At 66.3% G+C, this 12721-nt stretch carries 13 protein-coding genes; 2 read left to right on the top strand and 11 right to left on the bottom strand.

Annotated elements, in window-relative coordinates; all coding sequences use genetic code 11:
- Window positions 1–7: 7 nt before the first annotated feature.
- The 5 genes from AC1DV8_RS00065 to AC1DV8_RS00045 all read right to left on the bottom strand — a co-directional run bounded on the left by AC1DV8_RS00065 (window position 8) and on the right by AC1DV8_RS00045 (window position 4647).
- Complete coding sequence (locus AC1DV8_RS00065) at window positions 8–493, bottom strand: chemotaxis protein CheW (RefSeq protein WP_477148482.1); 486 nt, start codon at window positions 491–493, stop codon at window positions 8–10.
- A 58-nt stretch (window positions 494–551) separates the two neighbouring features.
- Window positions 552–2834 (bottom strand): chemotaxis protein CheW, encoded by a 2283-nt coding sequence (locus tag AC1DV8_RS00060; protein WP_477156022.1) that lies wholly within the window; start codon window positions 2832–2834, stop codon window positions 552–554.
- Window positions 2835–2890: 56 nt separating this feature from the next.
- On the bottom strand, window positions 2891–3250 hold the full coding sequence (locus tag AC1DV8_RS00055; RefSeq protein ID WP_055874686.1) for a response regulator: 360 nt from the start codon (window positions 3248–3250) through the stop codon (window positions 2891–2893).
- Between the two features lie 2 nt (window positions 3251–3252).
- On the bottom strand, window positions 3253–3543 hold the full coding sequence (locus AC1DV8_RS00050) for an STAS domain-containing protein (RefSeq protein ID WP_477148484.1): 291 nt from the start codon (window positions 3541–3543) through the stop codon (window positions 3253–3255).
- A gap of 87 nt (window positions 3544–3630) precedes the next feature.
- Window positions 3631–4647: an enoyl-CoA hydratase/isomerase family protein gene (locus tag AC1DV8_RS00045; protein ID WP_477148485.1), complete on the bottom strand. Its 1017-nt coding sequence runs from the start codon at window positions 4645–4647 to the stop codon at window positions 3631–3633.
- A 44-nt stretch (window positions 4648–4691) separates the two neighbouring features.
- On the opposite strand from AC1DV8_RS00045, the gene AC1DV8_RS00040 reads away from it, so the two are divergent.
- Together AC1DV8_RS00040 and AC1DV8_RS00035 are read left to right on the top strand one after the other, a co-directional pair.
- On the top strand, window positions 4692–6032 hold the full coding sequence (locus AC1DV8_RS00040) for an NAD(P)H-dependent oxidoreductase (RefSeq protein WP_477156021.1): 1341 nt from the start codon (window positions 4692–4694) through the stop codon (window positions 6030–6032).
- Window positions 6029–6571 (top strand): NAD-dependent epimerase/dehydratase family protein, encoded by a 543-nt coding sequence (locus tag AC1DV8_RS00035; RefSeq protein ID WP_477156020.1) that lies wholly within the window; start codon window positions 6029–6031, stop codon window positions 6569–6571. Before AC1DV8_RS00040 ends, AC1DV8_RS00035 begins: the two co-directional genes overlap by 4 nt.
- Here the strand turns inward: AC1DV8_RS00035 and AC1DV8_RS00030 are convergent.
- From AC1DV8_RS00030 to AC1DV8_RS00005, 6 genes are read right to left on the bottom strand one after another with little or no spacing between them, the layout of a single operon-like run.
- On the bottom strand, window positions 6517–7251 hold the full coding sequence (locus tag AC1DV8_RS00030) for a sulfotransferase domain-containing protein (RefSeq protein WP_477156019.1): 735 nt from the start codon (window positions 7249–7251) through the stop codon (window positions 6517–6519). The genes AC1DV8_RS00035 and AC1DV8_RS00030 overlap by 55 nt on opposite strands.
- Window position 7252: 1 nt before the next feature.
- Entirely contained in the window at window positions 7253–8230 is a 978-nt protein-coding gene (locus tag AC1DV8_RS00025; RefSeq protein WP_477156018.1) for an alcohol dehydrogenase catalytic domain-containing protein, read from the bottom strand.
- A gap of 51 nt (window positions 8231–8281) precedes the next feature.
- The gene (locus AC1DV8_RS00020; RefSeq protein ID WP_477156017.1) at window positions 8282–9415 is read right to left on the bottom strand and encodes an ABC transporter permease; all 1134 of its coding nucleotides are present in this window, start codon (window positions 9413–9415) and stop codon (window positions 8282–8284) included.
- Complete coding sequence (locus AC1DV8_RS00015; protein ID WP_477156016.1) at window positions 9412–10362, bottom strand: ABC transporter ATP-binding protein; 951 nt, start codon at window positions 10360–10362, stop codon at window positions 9412–9414. The genes AC1DV8_RS00020 and AC1DV8_RS00015 overlap by 4 nt, the downstream gene beginning before the upstream one ends.
- On the bottom strand, window positions 10359–11306 hold the full coding sequence (locus AC1DV8_RS00010; protein WP_477156015.1) for an HlyD family secretion protein: 948 nt from the start codon (window positions 11304–11306) through the stop codon (window positions 10359–10361). The genes AC1DV8_RS00015 and AC1DV8_RS00010 overlap by 4 nt, the downstream gene beginning before the upstream one ends.
- A 10-nt stretch (window positions 11307–11316) precedes the next feature.
- Entirely contained in the window at window positions 11317–11982 is a 666-nt protein-coding gene (locus AC1DV8_RS00005) for a TetR/AcrR family transcriptional regulator (RefSeq protein ID WP_477156014.1), read from the bottom strand.
- Window positions 11983–12721 lie beyond the last annotated feature (739 nt).

The raw sequence follows: 12721 nt of genomic DNA, 5'->3' as shown, positions 1-12721 counted from the left end.
CCCGGCCTCAGCCGTCCATCTTTGCCCCGGACACCACGGCGTGCAGGTCGATCAGCCCGACCATGCGGCTCTCGTGCGTCACGATGCCGTTCAACAGTTCGGTGTCGATCGAGTTGCCCTCGGGCACGTTGTGGATGTCCGACTTGGCTACCGTCAGGATGTCCGACACCGCGTCCACCAGGATCCCCACCCACTTCTCGCCCACCGACATCACCACCACCACGTGGTTCTTGGTCGGCGAGGTCACGCCTTCGCCGAAGCGGGCGCGCAGGTCGAAGATCGGCACGATCGTACCGCGCAGGTTAATCACCCCGCGCACGAACTCGCGCGTATTGGGCAGCGGCGTCGCGCCGTTCCAGGCGCGGATCTCGCGCACCGTGGTGATTTCCACCCCGTAGGTCTGCTCGCCGATCGAGAACGCGATCAGCTGCAGCGAGTTGGCGGCAGCCGCGACGCTGCCGGAGATATCGTCCTTGAATGCGAGGGATTCCATGGTCTTCTGCCTTTCCTGCCGGCCTCCTGGCCGGCGTCAATTGTCCGGTCGCGCCGCGTCAGGCGGCGGTCTTGTGAGCCGCGGTTGCGGATTTCAAACCCTGCACGTCGACGATCAGCGCCACGTTGCCGTCGCCGAGGATAGTGCCGCCGGCGATGCCCTCGATCGACTGGAAGTTCTCCTCCAGCGATTTGATCACCACCTGCTGCTGGCCAATGATGTCGTCGACGATCACCGCCACCTTCACCCCGCCCTCGGCCTCGCAGAGCACGACGAAGCGGTTGTCGCGCTCGACGTCCGTGGTCATCTCGAAGCGGGACGCGAGGTCCACCACCTGCACATATTCGCCGCGTACCTGCAGCACTTGCCCACCGGTCGGCATGCGGGAGAAATTGGCCCGCGCGCACTGGATCGTCTCGACGATCGACGACAGCGGGATCACATACGGACTGCCCGCCACTTTCACCAGCATCACGTCGAGCACCGCGAGCGTCAGCGGCAGGCGCAGCGTCATCCGCGTGCCCTTGCCGGTCCAGCTCTTCACGTGCACCGAGCCGCCGATCTTCTTGATGTTCGAAAGCACCACGTCCATGCCGACGCCGCGGCCGGAAATGTCGGAGACCTCCGAAGCGGTCGAGAACCCCGGCGCGAAGATCAGCTGGTCGATCTGCTCGTCGCTCAGCGTCTGCTCCGGCCCCACCACGCCACGGTCGCGCGCCACCTGCAGCACCCGCTCGCGGTTGATGCCGCCGCCATCGTCTTCCACCGCGATCAAAATATTGCCGCCCGCCTGTTCGGCCGACAGCCGGATCGCCCCGCTCTCGTTCTTGCCCGCCGCCAGCCGCTTTTCCGGGCTCTCGATGCCGTGGTCGGCCGAGTTGCGGATCATGTGGGTCAGGGGATCGGAAAGCTGCTCGATGATCGTCTTGTCGATCTCGGTATTCTCGCCGATCGTCTCGAGCCGGATCTTCTTGCCGGTCTTCGACGCCAACTCGCGCACCAGCCGCGGCATGCGCGAAAACACCGTCTTCACTGGCTGGGCGCGGATCGCCATCACCGAGTCCTGCAGCCCGCGCGTCGTCTGCGCCAGCACCTCGAGGCCGCGCACCAGCTCCTGGTAGCGCGCCCGGAGCGTCTCATCCATCTGCTGGGTGAGCATCGACTGGGTGATCACCAGCTCGCCCACCATGTTGACCACGCGGTCGATCTTGTCGAGGTCGACACGAATCGATTGCACCCCGTTGCGCCGGTCCTCGGCGCCCGAGCGGCGATCGTTGTCGCCGTCAAAATCCTCTGATGGTGCCGCCTGCTTCAGCGGCGGCGGCATCTTCGGCGGCGCCGCCTTCAGTGCCGGCTTCATGCTCTCGGCCAGCTCGGCAAAGCTCAGCAGCTCCGCGGTCGGCGCCTCTGCCGCAATCTCGGCTTCCGGCTCGTCCGCAGCCACGTCGATCAGCTCGGCAAACGACGGCATCGCCTCGATCTCGGCGTCGAGCGCTTCCTCGGCCACGACCGGTGCCGTGCCGCGTGTGATCGTCAGGTCGCAATTGCCCTCGACGAACTCGAACACCTCGGCGATCGACGCCTCGGTCGCGCTCTCCGAGCTGAGCGAAATCTCCCAGCTGCAATAGACCCCGAACGGCTCGAAATCGGCGAGCGCCGGAATCTCGTCGAGCACCGCCCGCACCTGCATGTCGCCGAGCGTCCCCAGTTCGCGCAGCAGCAGCAGCGGATCGTTGGCCCGCGCATAAAGCTCGGAATGCGGCGTGAAGCGGATCGTCCAGTGCCCGGTTTCCGGCGCCAGCGGCGGCGCCTCGAACGCATCGTCGAGCCCTTCGAGGCTCAGCGGCTCGGCCACCGCCTCTTCCTCGATCTCGTCTTCCGCCCCTGCAATGGTCACCATGACAGGCACGAAGTCGATGTCGAACTCCTCCATCGGCTCACCGGCCATGTCCGGATCGCCCGAGGTCAGCGTGTCGAACTGCAGCTTTTCCTCGGCCCCGTAGCCCGCTTCGAGCTCGGTCCCGTCCTTGGCCGCGGCGACGAAGTCGGCGACGATATCGTTGGCCCGGATGCAGAGCGCCGTCACCGTCTCGCTGAGCTCGACGCGCCCATCACGCACATGGTCGAGCAGCGTCTCGTAGGCGTGGGCAAACCCCACCAGTCCCTGGAACCCGAACGCCCCGCCGCCGCCCTTGATCGAGTGGATGGCGCGGAACACCGCGTTCAGCCGGTCGCTCGAACGGTCGCCCTCTTCGATGGCGGCGAACTGCTCTTCAAGTTCGAGCAGCAGCTCCGAGCACTCGTCGAAATAGGTGGCCTTGAAGTCGTCGAGGTCGCTCATGGGCTAGTCACGAACCCTTCTGGGTTGCCGGGAAGGCGGTTAGGCTCTTGCAGAACTCAGTGCACCACGCGGTGGATCACCGAGATCAGCTTCTCCGGGTCGAACGGCTTGACGATCCAGCCAGTACCACCGGCGGCGCGGCCCTGGTCGCGCTTGTCCTGGCTGGTTTCGGTGGTGAGGATCAGGATCGGCAGCGAGTTGTGCATGCCCGAGGCGCGGACGTTCTTGATGAACTCGATTCCGTCCATGACCGGCATGTTGATGTCGGTGATCACCACATCGACGCTCTCGTTCTTGAGCACGTCGAGGCCCTTCTGGCCGTCCTCGGCCTGCAGCACCTCGAAGCCCGCATTGCTGAGCGTATGGTGCAGCATCGCAAGGATGGTTCTAGAGTCGTCGACCGTCAGTACACGCATGATTACCCTTCCATGATCGCGGCGAATGGGCCAGTGAGCCCCAGCCGCGAAACGGCCAGCCGGAACGCCTCGCTGGGCGCGGTGACCGAAAATGCGAAATTGTTGCGGCGGGCGGTTTCGGCGGCACTCAGCAGCAGGAACAGCGCATTGGTCGCCACCCGCTCGATCGCTGCCCCGGAGACCGCAACCGGCCCGGAATCGATGGCATCGACCAATTCATCGCGAATCGGATCGAGCGCGTCGAGATCGACGATCGCCGGCAAGGCGATGGTTTTGCTGCGTGCCTGAGCCATCTACTTGGCTGCCCCCATGGACTTCTGCCCGGCGCCAGCATCCGATGGAACGGTTTAGGAAGTGCTAAGTTCGGGCGCTTTCAGGACTTACCCGACGCCGATTACCGCCCGGATCGAAGCCCGGTCGACGCCGTCCAGCGACTTGGGGCGCCACTCGGGTTTTTGGTCCTTGTCCACCAGCACCGCGCGGACCCCTTCGGCGAAGTCCGGCAGCCGCGCCAGCAGCCGTGCCAGCCGCAGGTCTGCCGCAAGCACCGCGACGACGTCGACCATCCGCCGCGCCGCATGGTGGCTCTCGAGAATGGCCACAAGACTGGTCGGCGAGCGCAACGTCAACTGCGCCAGCAGCGGCTCCCGCCCTGCCTTCCCGACGATCGCCTCGGCATCCGTCCAGTCGAGCCCCTCATGCCGGTCGGCCGCAGCGCACAGCACAGCCTCGCCCACCGGCGCCATCTCCGCCTGCATCAACGCCCCGAGCGCCGCCTCGACCCGCGCCACACCGGCCGCCGCAACAATCCCTGCCCGCACTGCATCGAACCGCGCGGGATCGATCGCGCAATCGGTCAGCCCAAGCGCCAGCGCATCCCCCGCCCCCACCGGCACCCCGGTCATCGCGAAAGCCAGCGCCCGGTGCGCCGGTGCCTTGCCGAGAATGAAGTTCACCCCCACGTCGCAGACAAAGCCGATTGCCGCCTCGGGCATGGCGAACCGCGCCTCGCTGGTGGTGAACCGGAACGCGCAGTGCCCGGCAATCCCGATCCCACCGCCCATCACCACGCCATGCGTCAGCGCCACGAGCGGCTTCGGATAACGTGCGATCACGCCGTTCATCCGGTACTCGGCGGCAAAGAACGCATCCGCCACCTCCGGCTGCCCGTCGAGCACCGCCTGCCGCACCGCCCGCACATCGCCGCCCGAGCAGAAACCGCGCGGCCCCCGCCCCTCGAACAGCACCAGCCGGATCCCGTCGTCGTCGGCCCACTGCTCCAGCGCCCGGGTGATCCCGTCGATCATCTCGAGGCTGAGCGCGTTGATCGCTTCCGGGCGGTTGAGCGCAATGATCCCCAGGTGCCCTTCGCGGATCACATCGAGCTGGCCGGTCATACGTGTGTTCCCATGTTTCCGAGTGAGTGATAGAGCAGCCCGTCATGAAGGCCAACATCCCCACCTCGCTCACCAATGTGCATCTGACCGGTATCGCGCGCGATCTCAAGGCGCGCGCCGACTCTGGAAAACCCATCCGCATCGGCGTCATCGGCTCGGGCGAAATGGGCACCGATCTCGTCACCCAGGGCGGGCTGATGCAGGGCATCGAAGTGGCGGCGATCGCCACTCGCCGGCCGCACACCGCCCGCGCCGCCATGGCCATCGCCTATGGCGACGACGCCCACGCCGTCGAAGCCGATACCGACTCCAAGGTCACCGCCGCCATCGAGGCTGGCAAGATGGCCGTCACCTCCGCCGAGACGCTGGTCAAAAACCCGCTGATCGACGTCGTGATCGATGCCACCGGCAAGCCCGGCGTCGCCGCCGACTACTGTCTGACCGCGATGGAGCACGGCAAGCACCTCGTGATGATGAACGTCGAGGCCGACGTCACCATCGGCCCCTATCTGAAGCACGAGGCCGACCGCCTCGGCGTTATCTACTCCGTCGGCGCCGGCGACGAGCCCTCAAGCTGCATGGAGCTGATCGAGTTCGCCTCGGCGCTCGGCTACCGCGTCGTCTCCGCCGGCAAGGGCAAGAACAACCCGCTCAATCACGACGCGGTTCCCGACGACTATCGCGAGGAAGCGATCCGCCGGAACATGAACCCGCGGATGCTGGTCGAGTTCGTCGATGGCTCAAAGACCATGGTCGAGATGGCCTGTATCGCCAACGCCACCGGCCTCGTCCCCGATGTCCCGGGCATGCACGGCCCCAAGGCCGACCGCGACGAGATGGTGAAGGTACTGATCCCCAAGGCCGATGGCGGCATCCTCAACAAGAAGGGCGTCGTCGATTTCACCATCGGCAAGGGCGTCGCCCCCGGCGTCTTCGTCATCGTCGAGGCCGAGCACCCTCGCATCATCGAGCGCATGGACGATCTGCATGTCGGCAAGGGCCCCTACTACGCCTTCTTCCGCCCCTACCACCTGACCTCGCTCGAGGTGCCGCTGACGGCCGCCCGCATCATGCTCTACGGTCGCCCCGACATGGTGCCGATGCCTAACCCCGTCGCCGAAGTCTGCGCCGTCGCCAAGCGCGACCTGGCCGTCGGCGAAACCTTCGATGCCATCGGCGAAACCTGCTACCGCAGCTTCATTTTGACCGTCGAAGACGCCCGCCGCCAGCACGCTGTACCGGTCGGCCTCCTCGAAGGCGGCAAGGTCACCGCCCCGGTAAAGAAGGGCCAGCTCCTCACCCGCGCCAACGCCCTCCCCGACCAATCCACCCGCCTCTACGCCCTGCGCCAGCGCCAGGACCAGATGTTCGGCCTCAGTGCATGAGAGCCGTGATCATCGGCTCCGAGGGTAATGTCGGCCGGCGCCTCCGCCGCCTGTTCCCCAGCGCCATCGGCATCGACCGCGTCGCCGGTGCCGAGATCGTCGCCGACCTCGCGACCATCGACTACGACGCGCCGTCCGTCCGCGATGCCCTCGCCAATGCCGAGGCCGTCATCCACGTCGCCACCTCGCCCGACGTCGATGCCCCGGACGCGGTGCACTACCAGGCGGTCATCGACGCCGCCCGCCTGCTCGCCGCCTGTGAGGCGTACCCGGTCCCGCGCGTCCTGCTGCCCTCATCCGATTGGGCCGAACCCAAGGTCGGCTGGGCCAAACTCAACACCTATGGCCACTCGAAGCGCGTCTTCGAGACCATGGCCGCGATGTACCGCCACTCCACCGGCAAGATCTGCACCGCACTGCGCATCGGCTGGGTCGCCCGCAATCTCGAAGAGGTCCGCAACTCGGAGCAATGGCTGCAGGACAATTACTGGCCCGACGAACGCCTGTTCGCCGAAGTAAACCGCGCCCTCGGCCTGTAAGCCGTCCCGAGCAGCGCCATCGCCGCGGCATTGTCGCGGCGCGACCAGAACAGCTCATGCAGATGCTCTGGCATCTCGTCACGATGTGAGCCGACAACGCCCCGCCGAAAGAACCGCCCGTCCGCGGCACGCAGCTCGGCGAAATCCGGCGCCTCGGCCCCGGTTGGCCTCACCCCTGGCACCACCGCCACCATCGCCGCCGTCACCGCGTCGACCGGATCGGCAATCAGCGCCTCATATCGCAGCACCACCCGGTTCCTCGCCTCGGGCTGCAGCCAGCTCAGCACATTGGCGCCCCAGCTCCCCGTGCCGGTCGGTGTGTCCCGCTCGATCATCTTGCGCAACTCAACCTCGAACCGCGAGGGCTCGCCCTCGCTGTTCATCCGTGCCCACGAAACGAGGCTATCCCGCCCGTCCCGAACCAGGCAGATCGCCCGATCCTTATCGAGAATGCTTTCGTCCCGCTGCCGGTGCGTCTTGACGAAATGCACCTCGCGCGAAGCGCGCATCTCGTCATAGCCCATCGGACGCTGCTCGAAGCCCACCAGGCTCTCGCCCAGCCGCTCCGCCACCCCGTCGACGTCGTAGACGACAGAGCTGCGCACGCCGTAGAGCCGATTGAGCAGGATGCGCAGGAACGTATTGCCCGAGCGCGGAAACGACGCGATCCAGACGATCACCTCAGCTCCCCCGGATCGCGATCTTCCCCTGCCGGCCCTTCTCGTTGCTGGCCTCTGCCGCTTCCGCCGCCTGCTCGAGCGAGAACACCTCGGCGATCGGCAGCTTCAGCTCGCCCCGCGCCGCCTTGCCGACGAACTCGACGATCGCCCCGCGGATCTGCTCCGGCGTGTGAAAGGTCGAGGGTTTTGCGGCCCAGAACCCCTTCACCACCGCGCGCTTGAACAGCAGGTTATCCGGGTTGAGCTGCACCGGCCGGCCGCTCAGCGCCCCGAACGAGATCAGCCAGCCCTCCTCGGCAACGAGGTCCATCAGCTCGTCCGAAGCCCGGCCCGCCACCGAATCCAGCGCCCGCTTGATCGGCGCCCCGCCGGTGATCGCCCGCGCCCGGTCCTGCCAGTCCGCGTGCTCGCTCGACACGGCATCGCCGATCCCCTCGGCGGCGAGCTCGGCCACCGCCTCCTCGCGCCGCACGATATTCAGCACCCGCACGCCCCGCTCCGCCGCGAGCTTGGCGATGATCTTGCCCACCGCGCCATTCGCCGCGTTCTGCACGATCCAGTCGCCCGCTTCGACCTCGAGTTCACCCAGCAGCCGCCATGCGCTCAGCGGCATCGACACCAGTTGGCACGCGGTCGCCTCGTCTACCCCATCCGGTACCGGCACCAGCGACTGCGCATTGGCGAGATAATACTCGGCCCAAGCCGCACTCGCCCCGCCGGTGACCCGCTGTCCAACCTTGAGGTTGGTCACGCCATCGCCCAGCTTGTCGACCACGCCCAGCGCCTCGGTCCCCGGCACGTGCGGCAACTGCGGCTTGTACCCATAATGCCCGGTGACGATCATCAGGTCGTGGTTATGGATCGGCGACAGCACCAGCTTCACTCGGACCTGCCCGGGGCCGGGTTCCGGCATCGGCCGCTCCTCGAGCCTCAGCCCTTTCCTCGGGCTGCCGAATTCCTCGAACACCACGGCCTTCATCGCATCACTCCATTGTTCGCCCAGTCAGATAGGCGAGCCGTGATGATACGGCTAGTCCAGCGTCTGCCGATACCTGAGCATCGCGATCCCCGAGATCACCACGAGGATCACCACCAGCGCCCAGAGCTCGCCCGTCACATCCGCCACCTCGCCGCCCTTCAGCATGACCTTCCGCACCACCCGCAGGAAATGCGTCGCCGGCACCGCCTGCCCGATGAACTGCGCCCAGCCGGGCATGCCGGCGAACGGGAACATGAATCCCGAGAGCAGGATCGACGGCAAAATCGTGAAAAAGCTCAGCTGCATCGCCTGCATCTGGCTCCGCGCCGCCGTCGAGATCAAAAATCCCAGCGCCAGGTTCACCACGATGAACAGGTTGAACCCCAAAAAGAACGCCCACACGCTCCCCTCGAACGGCACCCCGAAGATCAGGCTCGCCGCCGCAAGGAACACCGCCGTCTGCACATAGCCGACGAACACATAGGGCAGGATCTTGCCCAGCATCACCTCGAGCGGCTTCACCGGCGTCGCGATCAGCATTTCCATCGTGCCGCGCTCGCTCTCCTTGACGATCGCCACCGCCGTGATCATCACCATCGTCATCGACAGGATGATCGCCAAGAGCCCCGGCACGATATTGGTCGAGGTCTTGCCCTCAGGGTTGTACTCGCGGTGGACCACCATCGCGAACGGCGCCGAGCCCGCCTGCTGCGCCAGCGGCCCCGTCAGCGTCTCCGCAATCGCCACATTGACGATCCCCGACAACGCCGCCATCGCCCCGCCGGTCGCCGATGGGTCCGACGCATCGGCCGCCACCAGGATCTCCGGCTTGTTCCCCCGCACCACGTCGCGCTCGAAATCCTCGGGGATCACCACCACGAAGTTCGCCTCGCCCCGCCGCAGCGCCTCCTCGCCCTCGCCGATCCCGGCCACGGCACCCTTGAAAGCGAAATACGACGAGTTCTGCATCCCGGCGATCACCGCCCGGCTCAGCGGCCCATTGTCGCCCATCTCCACCAGCGTCGGCAGGTTGCGCGGGTCGGAGTTGATGGCAAACCCGAACAGGAACAGCTGGATGATCGGCAGCCCGATCATCATCCCGAAAGTGATGCGGTCGCGCCGCATCTGGATGAACTCCTTGTAGAGCACCGCGCCGAAGCGCCTGAACGAGAACACCGCGTTCATGCCGCGACCTGTCCGGCGTCGCCGGCAAAGTTATCCCGTGCCCCCGTCATCAGGTAGATGAACGCCTCCTCGAGCCCCGCCACCTGCAGGCTCCAGCGATGCGTCCCCTCCGCCTTCAGCCGCTCGACGGTGGCTTCGAGCGCCGCCTTGTCGGTCCCCGACACGTGCAGCACCGTGCCGAAGCGCGCCACCTGCACCACGCCCGGCTCAGCCTTCAGTCGATCCTCCAGCGCCGGCAGGTCCGGCCCCTCCACCCGCCAGGTCTCGAGCCCCACCATCTCGGGAATCTTCGCCGACGGTCCGTCGATCAGCTTCTTGCCGTAGGCGATGTAGGTGATGAAGTCGCACTGTACCGCCTCGTCCATGTAATGGGTCGAAACCAGCACCGTGACACCCATCGCCGAGAGCCGCCGGATCTCGTCCCAGAAATCCCGCCGCGCCTTGGGGTCGACGCCCGCCGTCGGCTCGTCGAGCAGCAACAGCCGCGGTTCATGCAGCAGGCACGCCGCCAGCGCCAGCCGCTGCTTCCAGCCCCCCGACAGCGACCCGGCCAGTTGCTTCGCCCGGTCCGCCAGCCCGAGATCGGCCAACGCCTGGTCCACCCGTTGTTTCCGCCGGTCGAGCCGATACATCCGCGCCACGAAATCGAGGTTCTCGCGGATACTGAGGTCCTCGTAATACGAGAACTTTTGCGTCATGTAGCCGACCTGCTCCTTGATCTGCTCGGCCTGCTTGCGCACATCGAACCCGAGGCAAGTCCCCTCGCCCTCGTCCGGCGTCAAAAGCCCGCAGAGCATCCGGATGGTCGTGGTCTTGCCCGAGCCATTCGGCCCCAAAAACCCGTAGATCGCTCCCTTCGGCACCTGGATATCGAAATGATCGACCACCCGCTTCGGCCCGAAACTCTTGGTCAGCCCATGCACATCGATAACCAGCGGCTCGGTCATTCCGCCCGCTCCACCGTCACCGGCTGCCCCGGATGCAACGACGAATCATCCAGCGTCGCCTCGATCAAGAAGCTCAGCCGCTGCCGCTCGGTCCGCGAATAGATCACCGGCGGCGTGAACTGCGGATCCGACGCGAAATAGCTCAGCGTCGCCGTCAGCCCATCCGGGCACCCGTCGCAGCTCACCGCTACCTTGTCGCCCAGCGCGAACCCGGACCGTACCGTCTCCGGCACATAGAACTTCACCTTCAGCGCCCCCTCCGGCAGGATCGAGATCACCGGCGTTCCCGCCGAAACGATCTCTCCCGCGTCGAAGTACACCCGCTCGATCCGCCCCGCCGCCGGCGAGGTGATCGTCCGGTCGGCGAGGTCGGCATTGGCCTTCTCGGCATCCGCCTGTGTCGCGCTGAGGTTCGCCTCCGCCTGCAGCTGCTGTTCATCGCGCGCTGGTAGTTCCGCCACCTTCAGCTGCGCCGCGAGCTGCTTCACCGCCGCCTCGGCGCTCGCCAGCGTCGCGCGGTCCTGGTCGTACTTGCTCTGCGCGATCAGCCCCTGGGCAAACAGCTTGCCGCTGCGCGCCGACGTATCGCGTGCCAGGCTGAGATCGGCCTCGGCCTTCTGCAGACTCGCCCGCACCACGTCGACCTCGTCCTCGCGCCCGCCCGTGGTGAGGTTTTTGAGGCCTGCCTCCGCCGCCGCCACCCGGGCCTCCGCTGCCTGCAGCAGCGCAATCTGCTGCTCCGCCCTGAGCCGGAACAGCAGGTCGCCCTCCAGCACCCTGTCGCCTTCTCGCACCGAGATTGTCTCGATCGGCCCGGCCGTCGTCGACGCCGCGTAGACATAGCGCGCCTCGACATAACCGTTGAATTGCGGCGCCTGCTCGGTCCCGAACCCGGGGATGACGATGGCGATGAGCCCGAACAGCCACGCCAGAAAACCGTCCATCATCGCCTCCTTACGAGCTCGACCACTGCCTGGCGCTCGGCGGGGCGCTGAGCCCGTCGAACAGGATGGTCAGGTGGTTCTCGACGAGCTTCTCCATATGCAGGCCCCCCTCCGGCATGATCCCGAAGATCTCGGCCATCGCCACATGCAGCATCAGCGGCCCGATGATCGACCGGATGGTGAGGCTCGGATCAACCTGCCGCAGGTAGCCCTGCCCGATGCCGCGGCGAACCAGCCCCTCCACTGCCGGAATGACCCGGTCCAGCACTTCCCGCCGGTACATTTCCGCCAGCCCCGGAAAGCCCATCGCCTCGCGGAAGATCAGCTTCGGCATGGCGATGATCTTGGGGTCGCTGATCCGCCCGGCCAGCATCGTCAGCACCAGGCTGAGCACGATCCGCGGATCACCCTCATAGTCGTGCAGCGTCGCCAGCGCCGAATCGGCAATCGGCAGGATCGCCCGCCGCACCAGCCCTTCCAGCAGCGCTTCCTTGGACGGAAAGTAGAGATACACCGTCCCCTTGCTCAGCCCCGCCCGCTTGGCGATGTCCTCGACCCGCGTCGAGGCGAACCCCTTCTCGATGAACAGTTCCAGCGCCGCATCCAGCACCTCGTCCGGCCGCGCCTCGGCGCGTCGCCTGAACTTCGGTCCGCGTTGTGAATCGGTCTCGTTCATCTTCCGTCAACCTTGATGACTGTTCGGTCAGTACCTTAATAACTGACTGGTCAGTCATTTGCAAGAGGATAGTCGGACGGTGTGTCGCGTGCGGTGGCTGAATGAGCCGAATGGAGCCCACGGGCGTGTCGCGGCGCAGCGCTCACCCATGCGACTTTCGGCTACACCGCCATGCTCACGTTGACATCACGCAGCGGCAACGATCCGCCTACGGGGGGCTCAAACCTCCTCAGCCCSGGYCGCGGCTGGTCCCTCCCCAACCCCCTGGCGGGGAGGGCCCTTCTTGGCAGCACGATCACCTTGCCCCACACCACCCGCCCCTGCGCTTGATGCCCGTTTTCCCCTTGCCGGAGGGAGAATTCCAAGAGGTGTGCGGAGAGCACCTCGGCTCACCCACCCACCAGCCGTCATCCCCGCGAAAGCCGGGACCCATTGCTCGAACGGTGGTGCGGCACGAACCGCGCCGGTCCATCACAGATGGGTCGGAGAGGTTTGCGCCGTGGATCAGCCGGAGCACTGGGTCCCGGCTTTCGCCGGGATGACGGCCGGTGGGGTGGAGCTCGATGGTCCTCCAAACTCGATGCGGCACCCCCCCTCTGACGGGGGAGGATGGGAGGGGGTGAGCGGAGCCACAATCACGAGGCCGGGCAAGGCGTTGCGAGAATCTTGCACGATTCTATCCCCCTCACTCCCACCCATGCGATTCTCCCCCCATCCGCTGCACCGAAGCGAGATCATG

This window comes from Devosia sp. P3_B2 (genome assembly GCF_056402875.1).
Note: the sequence above shows the minus strand (reverse complement) of the source record. Positions and strands in the feature narration are given on the sequence as shown.

Bases quoted from the DNA above. Each gene is read 5' to 3' on its own strand.
- AC1DV8_RS00065 (WP_477148482.1), bottom strand. From the start codon at position 493: ATGGAATCCCTCGCATTCAAGGACGATATCTCCGGCAGCGTCGCGGCT.
- AC1DV8_RS00060 (WP_477156022.1), bottom strand. From the start codon at position 2,834: ATGAGCGACCTCGACGACTTCAAGGCCACCTATTTCGACGAGTGCTCG.
- AC1DV8_RS00055 (WP_055874686.1), bottom strand. From the start codon at position 3,250: ATGCGTGTACTGACGGTCGACGACTCTAGAACCATCCTTGCGATGCTG.
- AC1DV8_RS00050 (WP_477148484.1), bottom strand. From the start codon at position 3,543: ATGGCTCAGGCACGCAGCAAAACCATCGCCTTGCCGGCGATCGTCGAT.
- AC1DV8_RS00045 (WP_477148485.1), bottom strand. From the start codon at position 4,647: ATGACCGGCCAGCTCGATGTGATCCGCGAAGGGCACCTGGGGATCATT.
- AC1DV8_RS00040 (WP_477156021.1), top strand. From the start codon at position 4,692: ATGAAGGCCAACATCCCCACCTCGCTCACCAATGTGCATCTGACCGGT.
- AC1DV8_RS00035 (WP_477156020.1), top strand. From the start codon at position 6,029: ATGAGAGCCGTGATCATCGGCTCCGAGGGTAATGTCGGCCGGCGCCTC.
- AC1DV8_RS00025 (WP_477156018.1), bottom strand. From the start codon at position 8,230: ATGAAGGCCGTGGTGTTCGAGGAATTCGGCAGCCCGAGGAAAGGGCTG.
- AC1DV8_RS00020 (WP_477156017.1), bottom strand. From the start codon at position 9,415: ATGAACGCGGTGTTCTCGTTCAGGCGCTTCGGCGCGGTGCTCTACAAG.
- AC1DV8_RS00015 (WP_477156016.1), bottom strand. From the start codon at position 10,362: ATGACCGAGCCGCTGGTTATCGATGTGCATGGGCTGACCAAGAGTTTC.
- AC1DV8_RS00010 (WP_477156015.1), bottom strand. From the start codon at position 11,306: ATGGACGGTTTTCTGGCGTGGCTGTTCGGGCTCATCGCCATCGTCATC.
- AC1DV8_RS00005 (WP_477156014.1), bottom strand. From the start codon at position 11,982: ATGAACGAGACCGATTCACAACGCGGACCGAAGTTCAGGCGACGCGCC.